This window comes from Ruminococcus sp. NK3A76 (assembly GCF_000686125.1).
Lineage (GTDB): Bacteria > Bacillota > Clostridia > Oscillospirales > Ruminococcaceae > NK3A76.
Window position 1 is genome coordinate 2,700,079 of the sequence record NZ_JMMA01000002.1, and the last position, 20,747, is coordinate 2,720,825.

General features: G+C 49.8%; 17 protein-coding genes, 1 tRNA gene and 1 other RNA gene. 11 read left to right on the forward strand and 8 right to left on the reverse strand.

Translation table 11 applies throughout. The features are described 5' to 3' along the window. Positions 1 to 171: 171 nt before the first annotated feature. Positions 172 to 258 (forward strand) — tRNA-Leu (locus CD05_RS0112580). 501 nt (positions 259 to 759) lie between these two features. On the opposite strand, the gene upp is transcribed toward CD05_RS0112580, so the two are convergent. Beyond that, positions 760 to 1,389 (reverse strand): uracil phosphoribosyltransferase, encoded by a 630-nt coding sequence (gene upp / locus CD05_RS0112585; RefSeq protein ID WP_028510784.1) that lies wholly within the window; start codon positions 1,387 to 1,389, stop codon positions 760 to 762. 310 nt (positions 1,390 to 1,699) lie between these two features. On the opposite strand from upp, the gene CD05_RS0112590 reads away from it, so the two are divergent. From CD05_RS0112590 to CD05_RS0112630, 10 genes are all read left to right on the forward strand, one after another. After that, the gene (locus CD05_RS0112590) at positions 1,700 to 2,080 is read left to right on the forward strand and encodes a response regulator (RefSeq protein WP_028510785.1); all 381 of its coding nucleotides are present in this window, start codon (positions 1,700 to 1,702) and stop codon (positions 2,078 to 2,080) included. 37 nt (positions 2,081 to 2,117) lie between these two features. After that, the gene (locus tag CD05_RS0112595) at positions 2,118 to 3,002 is read left to right on the forward strand and encodes a hypothetical protein (protein WP_028510786.1); all 885 of its coding nucleotides are present in this window, start codon (positions 2,118 to 2,120) and stop codon (positions 3,000 to 3,002) included. Between the two features lie 768 nt (positions 3,003 to 3,770). Then, positions 3,771 to 3,870: signal recognition particle sRNA small type (gene ffs / locus CD05_RS20390), an RNA gene on the forward strand. 32 nt (positions 3,871 to 3,902) lie between these two features. After that, positions 3,903 to 5,519, forward strand: a complete 1,617-nt coding sequence (gene dnaX / locus CD05_RS18600; RefSeq protein ID WP_278244780.1) for a DNA polymerase III subunit gamma/tau — start codon at positions 3,903 to 3,905, stop codon at positions 5,517 to 5,519. A gap of 13 nt (positions 5,520 to 5,532) precedes the next feature. Further along, positions 5,533 to 5,883 (forward strand): YbaB/EbfC family nucleoid-associated protein, encoded by a 351-nt coding sequence (locus tag CD05_RS0112605; RefSeq protein WP_028510787.1) that lies wholly within the window; start codon positions 5,533 to 5,535, stop codon positions 5,881 to 5,883. A 1-nt stretch (position 5,884) separates the two neighbouring features. Further along, on the forward strand, positions 5,885 to 6,487 hold the full coding sequence (gene recR / locus CD05_RS0112610; protein WP_028510788.1) for a recombination mediator RecR: 603 nt from the start codon (positions 5,885 to 5,887) through the stop codon (positions 6,485 to 6,487). A 55-nt stretch (positions 6,488 to 6,542) separates the two neighbouring features. Further along, a complete protein-coding gene (locus CD05_RS0112615; protein WP_028510789.1) occupies positions 6,543 to 7,688 on the forward strand; it encodes a CPBP family intramembrane glutamic endopeptidase in 1,146 nt (381 codons plus the stop codon). A gap of 1 nt (position 7,689) precedes the next feature. Then, entirely contained in the window at positions 7,690 to 8,181 is a 492-nt protein-coding gene (gene tadA, locus CD05_RS0112620) for a tRNA adenosine(34) deaminase TadA (RefSeq protein ID WP_028510790.1), read from the forward strand. A gap of 46 nt (positions 8,182 to 8,227) precedes the next feature. Beyond that, positions 8,228 to 8,506: a type II toxin-antitoxin system prevent-host-death family antitoxin gene (locus tag CD05_RS0112625; protein ID WP_028510791.1), complete on the forward strand. Its 279-nt coding sequence runs from the start codon at positions 8,228 to 8,230 to the stop codon at positions 8,504 to 8,506. Then, positions 8,484 to 8,819 carry a type II toxin-antitoxin system RelE/ParE family toxin gene (locus tag CD05_RS0112630; RefSeq protein WP_028510792.1) on the forward strand — a complete coding sequence of 112 codons (336 nt, stop codon included), beginning with the start codon at positions 8,484 to 8,486 and terminating at the stop codon, positions 8,817 to 8,819. Before CD05_RS0112625 ends, CD05_RS0112630 begins: the two co-directional genes overlap by 23 nt. 121 nt (positions 8,820 to 8,940) lie before the next feature. Here CD05_RS0112630 and tuf read toward each other — a convergent pair whose 3' ends face one another. From tuf to rpoC, 7 genes are all read right to left on the reverse strand, one after another. Continuing rightward, positions 8,941 to 10,140: an elongation factor Tu gene (gene tuf, locus CD05_RS0112635; protein ID WP_028510793.1), complete on the reverse strand. Its 1,200-nt coding sequence runs from the start codon at positions 10,138 to 10,140 to the stop codon at positions 8,941 to 8,943. A 164-nt stretch (positions 10,141 to 10,304) separates the two neighbouring features. Next, positions 10,305 to 12,383: an elongation factor G gene (gene fusA / locus CD05_RS0112640; protein ID WP_028510794.1), complete on the reverse strand. Its 2,079-nt coding sequence runs from the start codon at positions 12,381 to 12,383 to the stop codon at positions 10,305 to 10,307. 21 nt (positions 12,384 to 12,404) lie between these two features. Beyond that, positions 12,405 to 12,875, reverse strand: coding sequence for a 30S ribosomal protein S7 (rpsG, locus tag CD05_RS0112645; protein WP_028510795.1), 471 nt, complete (start codon positions 12,873 to 12,875; stop codon positions 12,405 to 12,407). Between the two features lie 187 nt (positions 12,876 to 13,062). Continuing rightward, entirely contained in the window at positions 13,063 to 13,488 is a 426-nt protein-coding gene (gene rpsL / locus CD05_RS0112650; protein ID WP_028510796.1) for a 30S ribosomal protein S12, read from the reverse strand. A gap of 640 nt (positions 13,489 to 14,128) precedes the next feature. Then, the gene (locus CD05_RS0112655) at positions 14,129 to 15,910 is read right to left on the reverse strand and encodes a hypothetical protein (RefSeq protein WP_028510797.1); all 1,782 of its coding nucleotides are present in this window, start codon (positions 15,908 to 15,910) and stop codon (positions 14,129 to 14,131) included. Further along, positions 15,900 to 16,412, reverse strand: a complete 513-nt coding sequence (locus tag CD05_RS0112660; RefSeq protein WP_028510798.1) for a sigma-70 family RNA polymerase sigma factor — start codon at positions 16,410 to 16,412, stop codon at positions 15,900 to 15,902. Before CD05_RS0112660 ends, CD05_RS0112655 begins: the two co-directional genes overlap by 11 nt. Before the next feature lie 728 nt (positions 16,413 to 17,140). Then, a complete protein-coding gene (gene rpoC, locus CD05_RS0112665) occupies positions 17,141 to 20,737 on the reverse strand; it encodes a DNA-directed RNA polymerase subunit beta' (protein WP_028510799.1) in 3,597 nt (1,198 codons plus the stop codon). Positions 20,738 to 20,747 lie beyond the last annotated feature (10 nt).

Sequence of the window (20,747 nt, forward strand, 5' to 3'; positions counted from 1 at the left end):
TTGCCCAAATTTACCGCAGGAATACTAACGTATTTCAAGGTGAATTTAGGTGATATGACGGAAAATCTGCAAGTAGATGTGCCGCAAAGCTCTCAGGCGGTCTTTGTGCGGTGTTGCCCTTGACAAACTCAGCGTTAGGTGCTATAATAAATAGGTCGCAAAATCAAATACGCCGGTGTGATGGAATTGGCAGACGTGACGGACTCAAAATCCGTTGGTAGTGATACCGTGTCGGTTCGACCCCGACCACCGGCACCAGAAACGCCCCGCAGCTTTCGCTGTGGGGCTTAGTTAATAGTTAATAGTGAATAATGAATAGTGAATAGCCCCGGTGCGGCGGATATTCAGTTAACAGGTAACAGGTAACAGTTGTGGTGTCGGCTTACGCCGACGTATGCCCATTCGGGCGTGTCTGTCGGACGATTTCAGCTAAATCGTAGGATATGCACCCGAAGGGGGTGTGCGGCAGCTTTGCTGACGCAGGGGGGCGACCGGAAAGCCCCTCGGTGTACCCCCTGAGAACGAGATTGCCGCCTTGAAGGTAAGCAACCCCCACAGAATAGCTTCAAGGGAACGGTCGGCTTATCCCTACGCTACGGGTAGGGGGGCTTTCCGGTCGCCCCCCTGCTCCGGCTTCGCCTACGCCACCCCCTTCGGACTTGCCTTTCCTCGGTCACATATCGCCCGAATGGGCATCTGCGCCGTCAGGCGCACCACAACTATTCACTATTCACTATTCACTATTCACTCTTCACTATTTCACTTCGTCCCGAATATCCTGTCGCCTGCGTCGCCGAGGCCGGGGACGATGTAGGCATCGTCGTTGAGCCTATCGTCAAGACTTCCGACATAAATGTCAATGTCCGGGTGAGCAGCCCTCAGCGCTTCAAGACCCTCGGGGGCGGCAATGATGCACATGAATTTTATGCTCTTGCAGCCCTTGGCCTTTATGAAATCCACCGCCTGTATCGCCGAGCCGCCTGTGGCAAGCATAGGGTCAGGCAGGATAACGAGCCGCTCGTCAATGTTCTCGGGCAGCTTGCAGAAGTATTCGTGCGGCTGGTGTGTCTCCTCGTCACGGTAAAGGCCTATGTGCCCTACCTTTGCAGACGGCACGAGCGCAAGTATGCCGCCGACCATTCCGAGCCCTGCACGCAGTATCGGCACTACAGCGAGCTTTTTGCCGGAGAGCATCGGCTGCTTTGAGGCGGTTATCGGGCTTTTCACCTCGACCTCCTCTATGGGCAGGTCACGGAGCGCTTCGTAGCCCATGAGCATGGCTATCTCCTCGACAAGTATGCGAAAATCCCTCGTGCCTGTGTGCTCGTCACGCAGCAGGGATATCTTGTGCTTTATAAGCGGATGATCCATTACAAGAACTGTCGGCATGGTAACTACTTCCTTTCATATTGTCGCATTTTTTTTAAAAGACCGGGCGCAGAGCCTGCCTGCTTTGGCTTCACTGCCTGCCCCTACCTTTATTATTATATCCCCTCTGAGACGGCAAGTCAACATATATTAAGTAATTTGTCAAAAATATTAACGGCAAATTGTCAAATTGCCGCAAATTAACCAATTAAATTTATACATTATCACTATAAAAAATACTCAAAATTCTACTTGATTTTTAGTGCGATTTATGGTAAAATTACTATAGAGCGTTTATCGTGTTAATTTTTCATATACGGAGGAATGTAAAATGGGACTTGAGAGTGTAAAGGTAATGATAGCCGATGACTCTATGTTTGCAAGAAAGAAGCTGATAAGTTTTATATCCAGCCTTGGTGTTGCCGAGGTGCTCGAAGCAGCAGACGGTGAGGAAGCGGTAGAGAAATACAAGGCTTCAAAGCCAAACGTTGTGTTCATGGATATCGTTATGCCTAAAAAGACAGGTATCGAGGCTGTTAAGGAGATCGTTGAGTTCGACCCTGCGGCCAAGGTCATCATGGCTTCGTCAGTCGGCACACAGAACCACCTGCGTGACGCTATAATGGCAGGCGCTACCGACTTTATACAGAAGCCGATCTCGAACGATCAGATACAGAAGATACTCGAGAACACAGCAAAGGAATTAAAGTAATATGCGCTATGTGCGCTGAAAGGATTGATACTTACTTATGTTTGCACAGTTTTTTGGCAGCTTCCTGCTCCACAAGGGGCTCGTTACAGCAGCAGACCTTACACAGGCATTTGAAGAAAAGAAAAACACAAGAATGCGTCTCGGTGTTCTTGCAATAAATGCAGGCCTTATGACTTCCGAGCAGGTCGAGCACGTCAATGTCACACAGCAGAGCGTTGATAAGCGTTTCGGTGACCTCTGCGTTGAGCTTGGCTACCTGACTGACGGCGATGTTGAAAGGCTCCTCTCCGAGCAGCCGACAGACTATCTGCTTTTAGGTCAGACGCTCGTTAACAGCGGCGTTATGTCGAATGCTGACTTTGAGTCGGCCATCATCGAGTACAAGGAAGAGAATTCCCTCTCGAACGACGACATCTCGGGCAACCAGTCCGACAAGCTCTCAAAGCTCATCTCGGGCTTCTACCACTTCGACACAGCCGCAAATGCGAGGATATACACCGAGTACACCACCCTGCTTTTCAAGGACATCATCAGATTTATCGGTGACGACTTCACGCCGCTCGGTTCGAGCATAGTTCACGAGATCGAAGCTCCGCACATCGTAAAGCAGACTGTCACAGGCGCATACAACTCCATTACCTGCGTAGCTGCCGACACAGCCGAGTACATCGCCTTTGCAGAGCGTTTCGCAAAGGAAGAATTCACCGAGGTCGATGACTTTGTAGACGCCACAGTCGGCGAGTTCATGAACGTAAACAACGGTCTGTTCACAGTCAACGAGTCAAACGAGCACGGCATCGAGCTCCAGCTTGACCCGCAGGAGATACACACCGACGACAAGATAGTTTTCGAGAACCCTGCGTTCCTTATCCCCGTATCTTTCAGCTTCGGTGAGGTAAACTTTGTAATATCAAACGGCTAACACACAAAAGCGGCACCTGAGGTGCCGCTTTTTTCAGGTAACAGGTTACAGGTAACAGGTAACAGGTGAGGTGCGGCTTACGCCGCTTATGCCCATTCGGGCGGTAACGCTACGCTCAGTGAATAGTGAATAGTGAAGAATGAATAGTGAATAGTTGTGGTGTCGGCTGGCGCCGACGTATGGCCATTCGGCCTGTCAGTCGGACGGTTTCAGTTAAGCTGTAGGGCTTGCCAACCCGAAGGGGGTGGCGAAGGCGAAGCCGTAGCAGGGGGGCGACCGGAAAGCCCCTCGTGTAGCCCCTGAGGGCGAGAGCGTACCCTTGAAGGAAAGCACCCGGACATTTCAGCTCAGGGGTAGTCTCTCGCTTATCCTACGCTACGGATAGGGGGGCTTTCGAGATGTCGCAGACAGCTCATGCGCCGCCCCTGCGTCAGCGAAGCTGCCGCCACCCCCTTCGGGGATATCCCAACACTTATGACAAGGAAGAAGACGACGAAGACAGCCCACTTCGGACTTGCCTTTCCTCGGTCACATACCGCCCGAACGGGCATCTCGTCGGCGTAAGCCGACACCACAACTGTTACCTGTTACCTGTTAACTGTTAACTGACCAAGCCCCCTTCGGTGCTGCTGTCAAGACCTCGACCACCCCCGGTTAAACGTTTTTTTAAGTTTTTTTCAAAAAGGGCTTGAAATTTGTGAGAGAATGTGTTATAATATTAAAGTGATATAAAGGACATTTGCAAAGCCGTCGATCCGAGATATGGGTGTGCAGGTCCTGTGCAATGAAACGCTGTGAACCATGTCAGGCGGGGAACCGAGCAGCATTAAGCGGTCTGTTTCGTGTGACACAGTTTCGCCTGCATGCCTTTATGTCGGATCGACTTTTTGAGTTAAGGGGTTGAGAAAAACGTACCGTGCATTATACAGAAAATGGCGGCCAATGTCGTTTGACGATGTCGTTTCTCAGCCGCAGGTCACTCAGACACTCAAAAACCAGATAAAAAATGACAAGACAGCCCACGCCTACCTGTTCACAGGGTCAAGAGGTACGGGTAAGACCACCTGCGCAAGGATATTTGCCAAGGCTATAAACTGCCTGAACCCTAAGGACGGTGAGCCGTGTCTTGAATGTGAGATATGCAAAAACGCCGATAACGGTACCCTCCCCGATATATTTGAGATGGACGCTGCGTCTAACTCGAAGGTGGACGATATCCGTGAGCTGCGTGAGGGCGTTGTGTATACGCCTGAGATGTGCAAGTTCAAGGTGTATATCATAGATGAGGTGCATATGCTCAGCCCCGGTGCTTTCAATGCGCTTTTAAAAACTATGGAGGAGCCGCCTGAGCACGTCAAGTTCGTGCTGGCGACTACCGAGATACACAAGGTGCCTGCCACTATCGTCTCACGCTGCCAGCATTTTGATTTCAGGCGGATAAGGACGGAGGATATTGTCGCAAGGATAGAATATATAGCATCGCAGGAGAGCCTGACGCTTGATAACAGCGCTGCTGAGCTTATAGCAAGGCTTTCTGACGGCGGCATGAGAGATGCGCTCTCGCTGCTCGACCAGTGTGCGGCGTATTCTGATAATATCGACACGGCAGTTGTTTCAAACGCCGCAGGCATCGCCGGGCGTGACTACCTGTTCGATATCATAGAAAAGATAATGGCCAGGGACACCGCAGGTGCTCTTGCAAAGATAAACGAGCTCTACGGCATGAGCAAGGACCTTAAGGTGCTCTGCTCAGAGCTTATAGAGCAGCTGAGAAACGTGATGCTCTTAAAGGCTATCAACGGTGCGACAGACCTTATAACCTGCCTGCCCGATGAGCTTGACAGACTAAAGGCTATCGCTTCAAATGTAAACATCGACACGGTGCTCTGTCAGCTTACAGCACTGCAGGACTGCCTTGACAGGTTCAGGGGTGCGGCTTCCAAGAGAACAGAGCTTGAAATGTGCATAATAAGGCTCTGCTCGTCCGCTTCGCACAGGCCGGCACCGCAGGCAGTCTCAAATGAGGACACGCAGGCGCTGATAGCTCGGATAAACGAGCTCGAACAGCGGCTCGCATCAGGCCAGCTGCCGCAGGCAGCCCCGGGCGGTAACAATACACCTCCCCCGGTGCCCGAAAAGCCCAAGAAGCCTGCAAAGCCGCTCAAAAAGTTCGATGTCAACAACTACACGCCGCTTGAGGACTGGCAGCAGATACTCGAAAAGGTCAGGGAGGAATATCCCGGCATAGCGGCATTTTTGCAGAACTCTGCCGCAGCGATAGAGGGCGATACCTTCAACATCATCTGTGCGAGCGACTTCTACAAGATGAAATTCAAGGCGTCAAACGACACCGCAAAGCTAAAGAAGATCATTCACGATCACTATAACAAAGACTTCGATTTCATGCTCTACACAGCAAGCTCTGTGGATATCGGGGACAAGGACAACCCGATCAACGTGCTCAAAGAGCGTGCAAAGGACATGGGTATCGAGGTTGAGATAAAATCACAAGATTAAAGGAGTTATTAAAATGAAAGCAAGACTTCCCCAGGGAATGGGCAAAGGCCCCTCAAACAACATGAACCAGATGATAAAGCAGGCTCAGAAGATGCAGAGCGATATCACAGCTTTACAGGAAGACCTTGAGCAGAGAGAGTTCTCGGCATCTGTAGGCGGCGGTATGGTAGATATCACTATCAACGGCAAGAGAAACGTGCTTTCTCTCAACATCAAGCCTGAGGTAGTAAACCCTGACGATATCGAGATGCTCCAGGACCTTATCATGAGCGCATTCAACGAGGCTGTTGCTAAGCTCGACGAGGAGAGCGACGCTGAGATGCAGAAGCTCACAGGCGGCGTTTCATTCCCCGGCCTCTTCTGATATGGCTGATGCGAGTGCTTTGCCGCTCGTCATTCTCGCTGAGCAGTTTGCAAAGCTGCCCGGCATAGGAATGAAATCGGCGCAGCGCCTTGCCTACCACGTCATGGAAATGGACGAGGCTGATGCAAAGGCGTTCATAAGCGCTTTTGAGGGCGCAAGAAAAAAGATAAAGACCTGTAGGGTGTGCCTCAACTTCACAGACAGAGAGGTCTGCCCGATATGCTCCTCCCCCAAGCGTGACCGGAAGACTATCTGCGTGGTAGAGAGCCCGAAGGACGTTACGGCGTTTGAGAGGACGAAGGAGTACACAGGCGTGTACCATGTGCTGCACGGGCTTATTTCCCCGGTAGAGGGCGTTATGCCTGACATGATACACATCAAGGAGCTTATAAAAAGAGTCAGCACCGACGAGGTAGACGAGGTCATCATGGCTACAAACCCCACCGTCGAGGGAGAAGCGACCGCTATGTATATAGCAAAGCTGCTCAAACCCTTTGAGGTGAAGGTGACAAGGCTCGCATTCGGGCTGCCGGTAGGCGGTATGCTTGAATACGCCGATGAGGTGACGCTTTTCAGGGCTCTGGAAAACAGAAATGAGATATAAGTCACGCCCCGAGCACACGGGGCGGATTTTTTAAGCAGATAAGGGGTGAGACATAATGGAAAGCGAAAAGGAATACCTTATCGACATAGCGTCTGACAGTACATACGCCGGGCAGACAGAGGAATACCGCACCGCTTTTACCGAGTGGCGCATGAAGGAAAACAACCGCTTCGGCTACAAGTATGTCAAGGACACCCGTGAGCACACCTACGCATTCGGCGAGGGCTTTGAAACAGAGCTTGCCTCCGACTCGGAGCGTACATCGCTCAAATACTGCTCCTGCATCATCGGCGGAACGCTGCTGATATCGGCTGTTATAAGGTTTTTCCAGGTAATGTACGACAGCCGTGCAGGCCACCTGCTCGCAGGCTCGTCTATAGAGGTCTACGGCAGCACCCGACCTGCCGATGCCGCATCGACTGTCATGCTCTCGATGTTCAAGCCGTTCTCGATACTCGTATGCATACTTCTTATGTGGCTTTTCACAAGGCTGCCGAGAAAGGTCTTCATACCGCAGGGCAAGATAAAGCCTGCAAGGCACATATATGGGCTGCTCGGCCTGGTGGTGGGAGCAGCGGCTGCCTGCTACATATTGTCCATACTTTTCAAATTGATCTTCAATGAGGAGGTCATGTCCGTGCCGGGAGGGTTTGTCTGGTGCAATGACATGGGGCTGAACGTCCACTGCATCGGTATGCAGTATCTTATCACCCCCTTGCTGCACGCAATACTTGTAAACGGCATGATACTACAGCTGCTTCGGCAGTTCGGTGACTCGACAGCCATTATACTTTCAGCCGCCGCCGAGAGCATCATGGCGATAAACCTCACAAACATCGGCACGCATTTCGTGCTCGGCATACTCATATGCATAGTCACCATAAAGACAGGCTCGATAAAGTATGCTATCATTTCGAGGGTACTTATAAACCTTGTATTCTTCACGCTCAAATACATCGACACATCATACCCCACTGGCGAGAGCGAGCTTTATCTGCTGCTTGCGAGCGCTTTGTTCCTCGGCATCGGGCTTTTCTCGCTCGGAAGGCTCATCAGCTTCAATGATTACAAGATAAACATCAGAAACAGCGAGACACAGCTGCCGTTCATCGACAAACTGAAGACATTCGTGACCGCCATGCCCACCCTTTCGTGGCTGGCTGCAAGCATCATCGTATGGCTTTACATCGTGGTGTCGTGACATGGACGAGCGTTTCATGAGAGAGGCGATAGCCCTTGCAAAGCAGGCCGCAGCTTTAGGCGAGGTGCCGGTCGGGGCAGTCGTTGTAAAGAAAAGCACCGGCGAGATAGTAGGAAAAGGCTTCAACCGCCGTGAGACTGAGCGCTCGCCGCTTGCCCACGCAGAGCTTGAAGCCATAGCTCAGGCGAGCAAGCGTTTAGGCGGCTGGCGGCTTATCGACTGCGAGCTGTATGTGACACTGGAGCCCTGCCCGATGTGCAGCGGCGCCATAATAAACTCCCGTATCGAGCGTGTCATCTTCGGCGCATTTGATAAGCGCTTCGGCGCCTGCGGCTCGGTGATAACGCTGTTTGACCTGCCCTTCAACCACCGCCCCGAGCTTATCGGAGGTGTGCTGGAGGAGGAATGCGCAGGGATCATGAGTGGGTTTTTTAAGGAGCTTAGGATGAAGAAAAGCAAATCACCCCAAAATCAGCTTGACAATACCGAATAATTATGATATAATATGTATATAATAATGATAAGAAGGAGGGATATCTATGATAATCAAACCGTCAACTGCTTTAAGAAACGAATACAATAGCATATCAGAAATATGTAAAAACAAAAAAGAACCGGTTTTTCTAACCAAAAACGGCGAGGGCGACCTTGTTGTTATGAGTATAGAGGAATATACCTATCGTGAAGAAGTTCTTGACCTCAGAGAAAAACTTCTCGAAGCCGAAGAACAACGTATCAGGGGCGAGAAGACCTACTCACAAGAAGAGGTCAATGATATCATAGAGGGAATAATCAATGGAAGCCAACAAGCAATATAAGGTCGAATACCTTCCCTCAGCTTTGCGGGATATATCTCAGATAGTTGCATTGTATGCAACACTAAGTGGTAAAAGCTCAGCACAAAGGATAAACAGACTATTCAATAACAGGGCAGACAGCATTTCCCTATTCCCCTATTCATCTGTTCGAGTTCCAAAGGAAATAGTTGCAAGATATGACTTTTATATGGCCATTGTAGAAGATCACCTTATGATATATAGGATTTTTGAGGACGAGAATAAGGTCGTTTTTTACAGAGTATTAAACGGTAAAACAAATTATGCAAATATATTAAAGAGAATAGCGCCATAAAAGCAAGATACTGTTGATTACAGTATCTTGCTTTTTCACCCCAAACACAAAACCCACCGCACCCCCGAAGGGAAGCAGTGGGTCTTATATTACACAATAATTCTATAGGATAGGCAATTAATTAGTCCTTAACACCAGTAACAACGCCGGAACCAACTGTTCTGCCACCCTCACGGATAGCGAAGCGGAGACCCTCTTCGATAGCGATAGGAGTGATGAGCTCTACGTCCATAGAAACGTTATCGCCAGGCATGCACATTTCCTTATCAGCAGGAAGTGTGATAACGCCGGTAACGTCAGTTGTTCTGAAATAGAACTGAGGTCTGTAGTTGTTGAAGAAAGGAGTATGACGGCCGCCCTCTTCCTTCTTCAGAACGTAAACCTGGCCGCTGAACTTTGTATAGGGGTGGATGCTGCCGGGCTTGCAAAGAACCTGACCTCTCTCGATCTCTGTTCTCTGGATACCTCTGAGAAGAGCACCGATGTTGTCGCCAGCCTCTGCATAGTCGAGGAGCTTTCTGAACATCTCGATACCTGTAACAACAGTCTTCTTTCTCTCTTCTGTAAGACCGATGATCTCAACTTCATCGGACATATTGAGCTGACCTCTTTCAACTCTACCAGTAGCAACTGTACCACGGCCTGTGATAGTGAATACGTCCTCAACAGGCATAAGGAAAGGAAGGTCTGCCTTTCTCTCAGGTGTGGGGATGAAGGAGTCAACAGCGTCCATAAGGTCAAGGATCGGCTTGTAAGCGGGATCGCTAAGATCGTCGGGAGCTTCGAGAGCTGCAAGAGCAGAGCCCTTGATGATAGGAGTATCATCGCCAGGGAACTCATACTTGTCGAGGAGCTCACGGATATCCATCTCAACGAGCTCGAGGAGCTCTTCGTCGTCAACCTGGTCAGCCTTGTTCATGAATACAACGATAGCCGGAACGCCAACCTGACGAGCAAGGAGAAGGTGCTCTCTTGTCTGAGCCATAGGGCCGTCGGAAGCAGCAACAACGAGGATAGCGCCGTCCATCTGAGCAGCACCTGTGATCATGTTCTTTACATAGTCTGCGTGTCCGGGGCAGTCAACGTGTGCATAGTGACGGTTCTTTGTCTCATACTCAACGTGAGCTGTGTTGATTGTAATACCTCTCTCTCTCTCTTCGGGAGCAGAGTCGATATTAGCGTAGTCCTTCTTCTCAGCAAGACCCTGCATAGCAAGTGTCTTTGTGATAGCTGCTGTAAGAGTTGTCTTACCGTGGTCAACGTGACCGATGGTACCGATGTTTACATGGGGTTTTGTTCTTTCAAATTTTGCCTTTGCCATTGGAATATTCCTCCTTAAAATAAATTTAACGTAAAAATCAGCGTAATATTATTATATCACATTCTGATAAGTTTTGCAATAGATTAGCAAAAAATTTTGTATTTTTTTATGCTTTTTTCCTCCCCGCTGCGCAGCGGAGAAGAAAAGCGCACAATACTCTGATATTAGTTCTTGGATCTCGAAGCCACGATCTTGTCCTGAAGGCTCTTGGGCAGCTCGATGTAGCTGTGAGGCTCCATTGTATAGTTTCCTCTTCCCTGTGTCTTGGAACGAAGGTCGTTGGAGTAACCGAACATCTCGGAAAGCGGAACGAGTGCGTCCACCTGAGCTGTACCGTTTCTTGTCTCCTGACCCTGGATCTGACCACGTCTGGAGTTAAGGTCGCCGATAACTGTACCCATATAGTCATCAGGAGCGATAACTGTGACCTTCATGATAGGCTCGAGGATAACAGGGTCTGCCTTAGCCATAGCCTCCTTGAACGCCATAGAACCAGCGATCTTGAATGCCATTTCAGACGAGTCAACTTCATGGTAAGAACCGTCGTAGAGTGTTACCTTTACGTCAACAACAGGATATGCTGCGAGCACGCCTGCTTCCATAGCGCCCCTGATACCTGCATCAACAGCAGGGATATATTCCTTCGGGATAGCGCCGCCGACGATGTTATTAACAAACTCGTAGCCCTTGCCGCTCTCGTTAGGCTCAACAGTGATCTTAACGTGACCGTACTGACCCTTACCACCGGACTGCTTAGCATACTTGTGGTCAACGTCAGCCGACTTTCTGATAGTTTCCTTATAAGAAACCTGAGGAGCACCAACGTTTGCCTCGACCTTGAACTCACGCATGAGTCTGTCAACTATGATCTCGAGGTGGAGCTCGCCCATACCTGCGATGATCGTCTGACCGGTCTCTTCATCTGTCCATGTCTTGAAAGTAGGATCCTCCTCAGCGAGCTTGCTGAGTGCGATACCCATCTTTTCCTGACCTGCCTTTGTCTTAGGCTCGATAGCGAGCTGGATAACAGGCTCCGGGAATTCCATGGACTCGAGTATTACAGGGTGATCCTCGTCGCAGAGTGTATCACCTGTAGTTGTATTCTTAAGACCAACTGCAGCAGCGATATCGCCGGCATAAACCTCCTCGATATCCTTTCTGTGGTTGGAGTGCATCTGAAGGATACGTCCTATTCTCTCAGACTTGTCCTTAGAAGCGTTATAGACATTGCTGCCTGCCTTGAGCACGCCCGAATAAACTCTGAAGAAGCAGAGCTTACCAACGAACGGGTCAGTAGCGATCTTGAATGCAAGTGCTGCAAACGGCTCGCTGTCAGAGGAAGGTCTCTCGCACTCCTCGCCGGTCTCAGGGTTAACGCCCTTGATATGGTCGATATCTGTAGGAGCGGGCATATAGTCTATGATAGCGTCAAGGAGCTTCTGAACGCCCTTGTTTCTGTAGGAAGTACCGCAGCATACAGGTACGAAGGTATTAGCTATAGTACCCTTTCTGATGCACTTCTTCATTTCCTCGATAGTGAGCTCCTCACCCTCGAGATACTTCTCCATGATCTCCTCGTCCTGTTCTGCGACAGCATCAAGAAGAATGGATCTGTATTCCTCAGCCTTATCCTTCATATCATCAGGGATATCTGTGATCTGGATATCTGTGCCGAGGTCGTTAGTGTAGATATAAGCCTTCATCTCGAGAAGGTCGATAAGGCCCTTGAAGTCGTCCTCAGCGCCGATAGGGAGCTGTATAGCGACTGCATTACACTTAAGTCTCTCATGGAGCATATTCATAACGTTGTAGAAATCTGCGCCCATGATGTCCATTTTATTTACATATACCATTCTCGGTACTTTGTAATTATCAGCCTGTCTCCAGACTGTCTCAGTCTGGGGCTCAACACCGCCCTTAGCACAAAGAACTGTTACCGAGCCGTCGAGTACACGCAGAGATCTTTCAACCTCAACTGTAAAGTCAACGTGTCCGGGAGTATCTATTATGTTAAGTCTGTGCTTGTTCCAATAACAGGTCGTAGCAGCGGAGGTGATTGTGATACCTCTCTCCTTCTCCTGCTCCATCCAGTCCATCGTGGAAGCACCGTCGTGTGTCTCACCGATCTTGTGGTTGATACCGGTATAGAAAAGGATACGCTCGGTAGTAGTTGTCTTACCGGCATCGATATGTGCCATGATACCAATATTTCTGGTATCCTGTAAAGAGCATTCTCTTGCCATAAATCAAAATCCTTTCCTTTATTACCATCTGTAGTGAGCGAAAGCCTTGTTAGCCTCAGCCATTCTGTGTGTTTCGTCACGCTTCTTGCATGAACCGCCCACACCGTTGAGTGCGTCAAGTATTTCTGCTGCAAGTCTTTCCTTCATTGTTCTTTCGTTTCTCTCTCTGGAGAACTTGGTTATCCAGCGAAGACCGAGTGTCTGTCTTCTGTCAGGTCTAACCTCCATAGGCACCTGATAAGTAGCACCGCCGACACGGCGAGCCTTTACCTCGAGCTCAGGCATGATATTGTTCATAGCCTCCTCGAAAACCTCAAGTGCAGGGCGGCCTGTCTTCTCCTCTACGATCTCGAATGCGCCGTAGACGATCTTCTGTGCAACACCCTTCTTACCGTCGAGCATGATGTTATTTACAAGTCTTGTAACGAGCTTTGAATTGTATACAGGATCCTGCAAAACGTCTCTCTTTGCAACTCTGCCTCTTCTTGGCACTTTGATTCCCTCCTTCACAAATAAATGAATTCACAGGTACTCGCTCTGTAGCCTTATTCTACAGCCCCGTCAGTTCCAATGCAGAGTTTATATAGCATATATATAAATCACTCCACATATAAACTGTGGTCTCCGCACACCTTTATGTATGCGGCAATGAGTTTGTGTCTTTTGAGTTTTGAGCTAATTACTTGGCAGCTCCAGCCTTAGGTCTCTTTGCGCCGTACTTGGAACGAGCCTGCATTCTCTTTGCAACGCCCTGTGCATCGAGTGTACCTCTGATGATGTGGTAACGCACACCAGGGAGATCCTTAACTCTTCCGCCTCTGATAAGAACAACGCTGTGCTCCTGAAGATTATGGCCTATACCGGGGATGTAAGCAGTTACCTCGTTGCCGTTTGTCAGACGTACTCTGGCGATCTTTCTCATAGCTGAGTTAGGCTTCTTAGGTGTAGCTGTTCTTACAGCGGTGCAAACGCCTCTCTTCTGGGGGCAGCTCTGGTCAATAGCTATCTTCTTCTTAGAGTTATAACCCTTCTGAAGAGCAGGTGCTGTTGACTTTGTTTCGAGATCCTTTCTACCCTTTCTTACTAACTGGTTAAAGGTCGGCATATCAACACTCCTTTCTAAAAAACTACATATACCGATAATTATTCAGCATACTCAAATATTATACACTCATTTCCCTCATTTGTCAAGCATTTTCGGCGCATTACGCCCTTGTGGAATTAAACAAACTTTTCCCCTGCCCGATATCCATTATTGACCGATAGCTCAAAAATCGGCAGCTTTAACAGAAAGTTTACAACTTGGCCGGTAACGCTGCGCTCAGTGAATAGTGAATAGCCCCGGAGCGGCGCTTGGTCAGTTAACAGTTAACAGGTAACAGGTAACAGTTGTGGTGTCGGCTTACGCCGACGAGATGCCCATTCGGGCAATATGTGACCGAGGAAAGGTCAGTCCGAAGGGGGTGGCGCAGGCGCAGCCGAAGCAGGGGTGGCGCATGAGCTATCTGCGACAGCTCGAAAGCCCCCCTACCGTAGCGTAGGGATAGGGAAAGAGTTCCCTTGAAGCTATTCTGTGGGAGTTGCTTACCTTCAAGGCGGCTTTCTCGCTTCCAAGGGGTACACGAGGGGCTTTCCGGTCGCCCCTCGACCCTTCGGATGTGCGGCTTCGCCGCACCTTAACTATTCACTATTCACTATTCACTCTTCACTATTCACTGAAAAAGCCCCCAAAGGGGGGCTTTTTATTATCCTTGCTCGCAGAGCCGGTCGTAAGTCTCGCCGCCGTCGTCGGAGAAGACTATCACACTCGGGGAATAGCCGTAAGAACGGCCGTAGTTGATGTAATAACCCAGATATTTGCCGCTTGCGTCCTTAATGTGGAATATCCGCCCTGAGGCGGTGGTGTCGCCCTTTTCATCGTACATAACACAGAAGATATTCTCATTTAAGCCGAGATGGATAGCGAGCAGAGGCTGATCCTTGTCGCCTGTTTCGGCTACGGCCTTCTGGTGCTTTGCTATCTCCTCGTCCGCACCGGCAACGAATATGCCAAGAGTGCTGTAGCCGGTCTTCTTGTCTTTCTTCAGAAACTTATCATATTCATGGTCGTATTCGTCTTCAAACTTCCACAGCTTAATGTCCTCCGGTATATCGTACTCAAACACATAATGCAGCGAGCTTTCATCATGCTCCTCACCGTCAGCGTATATCACAGTCTTTACCGTGTGGCCGCCGAGAGCATATTCGGGCATGACGCCAATGCAAAACGGATAGCCCTCATATTTTGAAGGCTCTACGCTTTCCTCGCTGAGCAGTATGCCCTCGGGCATGAGGTATTGCCTGTATTTGAGGTGCCCGGCCTTGCCGTTTGCGTAAAACATCATATATGCAGAATATCCGTCGGTCAGATATCCCGGGCTTGTTATCTGTAAGCCGTCGGTATAGCCCTTGTCAGTACCCTCGGGGATATCATCGCCTGCGGAGTATACGCTCTGCTCCTCGCCGGGGGTGCCGGCTGCAAGCTGCGTTTTCACGTTGTCGTGGTAGTATTTGAGCGTGTAATACTGACCAGCTACATCGTTATCAGTGGCTTTCAGTATCGTGTCGAACGCATCGTCCTCGGAGGACACGTTTATCTCCTCCTCCGACGGCTCGACCTTTATATCCATATGATAAAGCCCGTAGCGCTCGTCGTTGGTGTTCTTTATATCGTCATCGTCCATAACGCCTAAGAACTCGTCGTCATAGAACTCGCCGACAGAGTATACATTGTAGAGGTGGATATCCGTTATCAGGTCATCAAATCCGCCCTCGGGCAGCCTGCCTGTAAGGCTTATATCTATCCTGACATACCATGCATCGCCGCCGTTTACAGCACTCATTTTTGAGCTTTTCGGCTTTATCTCGGTGCCGGTGTTCTTGTCGTATATGCAGGCGTGTACAGCGAAGTCCTCGTTTATATCCCATTTCGTACCGTACGCCAGGATATCAGAATCTTCCTCCATTCTCAGAAACGCCGTCAGCGTGCTGCCGGTAATTATATACCCCTCGCAGCTGCTTTTGTATCTGGAATATTCCTCCATGTAGTAAGGAATATCCTCTGTATGGGCGGCCAGTTCCTGCGAGCAGCTCTGTGCTATGCCGTTGTCTCTTGTGTATATAAGGCCGCAGCCGTTTTTCCTAAGCTCAGCTGCAAGCTCTTTGCACCTTTCCTCGGTCGCTCTCGGGTAGTAACAGGACATCTGCTTCACGAGCAGGCTGTTTTCCGTCTCATGAGCTTCCCTGCTGTCTGTCATGGTGGGAACAGTTATCTTCTCTTTATCTGCCTTGTCGCCCTTGTCTTCTCTGAGCAGCAGAAAGCCCTCGGCACCTATCACCAGCGCAAGTGCCGCAGCTATTGCCGCCTTCCACCAGCCGCCGGTCTTGACCTTGGCGTATATCCCCTTGCCCTGTGCTATCTTTTTAGCACGGTCTTTCCAATCGTCGGGGGTCTGTATCTTGTCTATCAGCTTCATGCTATCCTTCATAAGCCGGCTCTCCTTTCCCCTCGTATCCCTCATACGCTCCACGCAGTTTGTCTCTTGCTCTTTTGAGTGTCGAGCGAACGGTGTTCTCACGTTTGCCTGTTATCCTTGCTATCTCGGCGACCGTATAGCCCTCGTTGTAGTAAAGATACAGCATATTCCTGTAATTCTCCGGCAAAGTGAACAACAGCTCTACAAGCTCCAGCTCCTCCTGCTTTTTAAACGGCTCGGTCACGTCCGGCATACTCACCTGCCGGTGTCTGAGCATAGATCTGAGCACCGACTTACACTCATTATACGCCACCTTTGCGAGCCATTTCTTTATATCATCAGGCCGCCTGCCCTTTTTGAGCGTGATGAACAGCTTTTCAAATGCCGAGAGATAAGCGTCCTGCGCATCTATCATATTCCCGAGCATGAGCACGCATATCCTTGTCACCATATCGGAATATTCATCGACAGCACTGTCAAAAAGCTCATAGATATCATTTTCATTTTCGTCCACTTACACCACCACACTTTCCACACACAGTTTGAGAGGCAGCACACCGCAAAAGCTCTATTTTCAGACACGGCAAATTAATTTTGGATGGGCGGTGTCCTGCCTCTCTATAAATAAAGACGCCGCACCCCGGCGTTTTATTGCACCGGGGTTTGTAAACTTTATATGAACAGCCTTTTCAGGTAACAGGTTACAGGTAACAGGTAACAGTTGAGGTGCGCCTGACGGCGCTAATGGCCATTCGGCCGTTCCTTTCCGACAGCATAGCGTAGCGTAGGGCTTGCCATTCCGAAGGGTCGAGGGGCGACCGGAAAGCCCCTCGGTGTACCCCCTGAGGACGAGAGAGCCGCCTTGAAGGAAAGCTGACCCCACAATTTAGCTAAAGGGGTAGTCTCTCGCTATCCTTACGCTACAGGTAGGGGGGCTTTCCGGTCGCCCCCCTGCGTCAGCAAAGCTGCCGCCCACCCCCTTCGGGTGCATATCCTACGATTTAGCTGAAATCGTCCGACTAATAGGCCGAATGGCCATACGTCGGCGCAAGCCGACACCTCAACTCACTATTCACTATTCACTATTCACTCTTCACTATTCACTATTCACTGAGCGCAGCGTTACCGCCCGAATGGGCATTCGTCGGCGTAAGCCGACACCATACCTGTTACCTGTTACCTGTTACCTGTTACCTGACAAAAAGCAGCTCCCTCACATTCCGTGAGAGAGCTGCCTGATAATCAGATCATGTGATAAGGATTGAGCGGCTCGGAGCTGAGCGTGCTGCTGCTTGTCTCGTTCTTGATGACAGTTACATTGTTGTAAACGTCAAGACCTGTGCCGGCAGGTATCAGCTTACCAATGATAACATTTTCCTTAAGACCAACGAGCTTATCCGTCTTGCCCTTGATCGCGGCATCGGTAAGAGCCTTTGTTGTCTCCTGGAACGAAGCTGCCGACATGAACGAGTCGGAGTTCGAGGAAGCCTTTGTGATACCCTGTAATACAGGTACTGTCGAGATGAGCCTTGCGTCTTCAACGCCTGCATCTATCTCCTTCTGTATCTCTGCGTTTATTGCGGCTACTTCGCCCTTGTCGATAAGAGTGCCGGGCAGCTGGTAGCTGGAGCCTGCGTCGTCTATCTTGACCTTTCTCATCATCTGGCGAACGATGACCTCGATGTGCTTGTCGTTGATATCAACACCCTGTAAACGGTAAACCTTCTGAACTTCGGTGATGATGTAGTTCTCGACTACCTCGATACCGCTTACTTCAAGAATGTCAGCCGGGTAGATAGAGCCCTCTGTCAGAGGCTGGCCAGCTGTTACCTGGTCGCCCTCGTGTACCTTTATCTTGTAGCCGTAAGGAACTGTGTAGCGCTCCTCAGCAGGCTCTGATGTGTCCTCGGAGGTAACGACTATCTGCTTGTTCTTCTTTACTTCTTCTATCCTTACCCTGCCGGCAACTCTCGTAATGATAGCTGCACCCTTGGGCTTTCTGGACTCGAAGAGCTCTTCAACTCTCGGAAGACCCTGTGTGATATCACCTTCACCCTTTGTAACACCGCCGGTGTGGAAGGTTCTCATGGTAAGCTGTGTACCGGGCTCGCCGATAGACTGAGCAGCGATGATACCAACAGCCTCGCCTATTCTTACAGGGTTGGAGTTTGCAAGGTTTGCGCCGTAGCACTTAGCGCATACGCCGTGCTTAGCTTCGCAGGCAAGTACCGAGCGTATCTTTATCCTGTCCTTGCCCTCTGCTTCGAGCGCTGCGATTATACGCTCTGCATCGTGGCCTGTTATGAGCTTATTGTGAGAAACTATCATCTCGCCTGTCTTGGGATCCTTAAGATCTGCTGCGAGATATCTGCCTGTAAGTCTCTCCTTGAACGGCTCGATCATCTCGTTGCCGTTCTTTATCTCGAATACGTCGATACCGTTTGTTGTGCCGCAGTCTTCCTCTCTGATGATGACTTCCTGAGAAACATCAACGAGACGACGGGTCAGATAACCCGAGTCAGCGGTACGCAGAGCGGTATCAGCAAGACCCTTTCTCGCACCTCTCGAGGAGATGAAGTATTCCAGTACGTTAAGGCCTTCACGGTAGTTTGCCCTGATAGGCATTTCTATTGTCGAACCCGAGGTGTTGGCGATAAGGCCACGCATACCTGCGAGCTGTCTGATCTGCGAGTTAGAACCACGGGCACCGGAGTCTGCCATCATGTTGATGGGGTTGTAGGGGTCGATGTTTGCCAGAAGTGCATCGGAAACCTCATCAGTAGCCTTGTTCCAGATGTCGATGAAGCGTGAAGAACGCTCTTCTCTCGAGATATAGCCCCTCTTGTACTGGAGGTCTATCTTATCTACCTTCTTGTCGGCATTTGCAAGGATATCCTTCTTAGCCTCAGGAATGGTAGCATCACATACGGCAACTGTGATAGCTGCTTTTGTTGAATACTTATAGCCGAGCGCCTTGATATTGTCGAGCACCTCAGATGTAGCTGTTGTGCCGTGGCGCTGTATGCAGCGGTCGATTATATCGCCGAGCTGCTTCTTCTTGACAAGGAAGGATATCTCAAGGTCAAACTGTCTCTCGGAGTTTGTTCTGTCAACATAGCCGAGATCCTGCGGTATTTTCTCATTGAAGATAAGTCTGCCGACTGTTGCATCTATTATCTTGGATATCTTCTTGTCGCCTATTTCCTTGGTAATTCTTACTCTTATAGCTGCCTGGAGAGATACTATGCCTGCGTTGTAAGCCATTATAGCCTCGTCCACGTTCGAGAACACCTTGCCCTCGCCCTTTTCGCCGGGCTTCTGGAGGGTCAGGTAGTAAGAACCTAACAGCATATCCTGTGACGGAATAGCAACAGGGCGGCCGTCAGAGGGCTTTAAGAGGTTGTTAGCTGCGAGCATGAGGAATCTTGCCTCAGCCTGTGCCTCTACCGAGAGAGGGAGGTGAACTGCCATCTGGTCGCCGTCGAAGTCAGCGTTGAAGGCTGTACATACCAGCGGATGGAGCTTGATAGCTCTGCCCTCTACGAGTATCGGCTCGAATGCCTGGATACCGAGTCTGTGAAGTGTAGGCGCACGGTTGAGCATTACAGGATGACCCTGGATAACATTTTCGAGTGCGTCCCATACTCTCGGGTCTGTTCCACGCTCTACCATTTTTCTTGCGCTCTTGATGTTTACAGAGGGCGAATTTGTGTCAACGAGCCTCTTCATAACGAAGGGCTTGAAGAGCTCGAGTGCCATTTCCTTAGGAAGACCGCACTGATACATCTTAAGCTCAGGGCCTACGACGATAACCGAACGGCCGGAGTAGTCAACACGCTTACCGAGAAGGTTCTGACGGAAGCGTCCCTGCTTACCCTTAAGCATATCGGAGAGCGACTTGAAGGCTCTGTTGTTCGGGCCTGTAACAGGTCTGCCGTGACGGCCGTTGTCGATAAGTGCGTCAACTGCCTCCTGGAGCATTCTCTTTTCGTTTCTGACGATGATGTCGGGAGCTTCGAGCTCTAACATCTTCTTAAGTCTGTTGTTACGGTTTATAACACGTCTGTAGAGGTCGTTAAGGTCAGAAGTTGCATATCTGCCGCCGTCGAGAACGACCATAGGTCTCAGATCGGGCGGGATAACGGGGAGTGCTTCGAGTATCATCCACTCAGGTCTGTTGCCTGATGTTCTGAAAGCCTCTACTATCTGCAATCTCTTTAAGAGCTTTATTCTCTTCTGGCCGGCAGGAAGATCCTTAAGCTCAGCCTTTATCTCATCTGCGAGCTTGTCAAGGTCTATCTCCTCTAAGAGTTCCTTGATAGCCTCAGCGCCCATGCCTGCACGGAAGCCGTCTTCATACTTCTCTACCATTTCCTCATACTCACGCTCTGTGAGCAGCTGGCACTTAAGAAGGCCTGTGTCGCCGGGGTCTATTACGATATACTTTGTGAAATAGAGAACTTCTTCAAGTCTCTTCTGGGAAACTTCGAGCATCTGGCCTATCCTGGAAGGTGTGCCCTTGAAGTACCATATATGCGAAACAGGTGCTGCGAGCTCGATATGACCCATTCTTTCACGTCTCACCTTAGCTCTTGTTACCTCAACGCCGCAGCGCTCGCATATCTTGCCCTTGAAGCGTATCTTCTTATATTTTCCGCAGTGACATTCCCAGTCCTTTGTAGGCCCGAAGATCCTTTCGCAGAAAAGACCGTCTCTCTCGGGCTTCTGTGTACGGTAATTTATAGTTTCAGGTCTTTCAACAACGCCGTATGACCACTTGCGTATCTGATCGGGTGATGCAAGGCCTATTTTTATAGAGTCAAATACATTAAATTCCAATATAGTGTAC

Excerpts from the sequence above, each read along its gene's own strand:
- tuf (WP_028510793.1), bottom strand. The coding sequence starts at position 10,140 with ATGGCAAAGGCAAAATTTGAAAGAACAAAACCCCATGTAAACATCGGT.
- CD05_RS0112605 (WP_028510787.1), top strand. The coding sequence starts at position 5,533 with ATGAAAGCAAGACTTCCCCAGGGAATGGGCAAAGGCCCCTCAAACAAC.
- fusA (WP_028510794.1), bottom strand. The coding sequence starts at position 12,383 with ATGGCAAGAGAATGCTCTTTACAGGATACCAGAAATATTGGTATCATG.
- tadA (WP_028510790.1), top strand. The coding sequence starts at position 7,690 with ATGGACGAGCGTTTCATGAGAGAGGCGATAGCCCTTGCAAAGCAGGCC.
- CD05_RS0112595 (WP_028510786.1), top strand. The coding sequence starts at position 2,118 with ATGTTTGCACAGTTTTTTGGCAGCTTCCTGCTCCACAAGGGGCTCGTT.
- CD05_RS0112590 (WP_028510785.1), top strand. The coding sequence starts at position 1,700 with ATGGGACTTGAGAGTGTAAAGGTAATGATAGCCGATGACTCTATGTTT.
- CD05_RS0112615 (WP_028510789.1), top strand. The coding sequence starts at position 6,543 with ATGGAAAGCGAAAAGGAATACCTTATCGACATAGCGTCTGACAGTACA.
- CD05_RS0112655 (WP_028510797.1), bottom strand. The coding sequence starts at position 15,910 with ATGAAGGATAGCATGAAGCTGATAGACAAGATACAGACCCCCGACGAT.
- rpsL (WP_028510796.1), bottom strand. The coding sequence starts at position 13,488 with ATGCCGACCTTTAACCAGTTAGTAAGAAAGGGTAGAAAGGATCTCGAA.
- CD05_RS0112625 (WP_028510791.1), top strand. The coding sequence starts at position 8,228 with ATGATAATCAAACCGTCAACTGCTTTAAGAAACGAATACAATAGCATA.
- upp (WP_028510784.1), bottom strand. The coding sequence starts at position 1,389 with ATGCCGACAGTTCTTGTAATGGATCATCCGCTTATAAAGCACAAGATA.
- CD05_RS0112630 (WP_028510792.1), top strand. The coding sequence starts at position 8,484 with ATGGAAGCCAACAAGCAATATAAGGTCGAATACCTTCCCTCAGCTTTG.
- recR (WP_028510788.1), top strand. The coding sequence starts at position 5,885 with ATGGCTGATGCGAGTGCTTTGCCGCTCGTCATTCTCGCTGAGCAGTTT.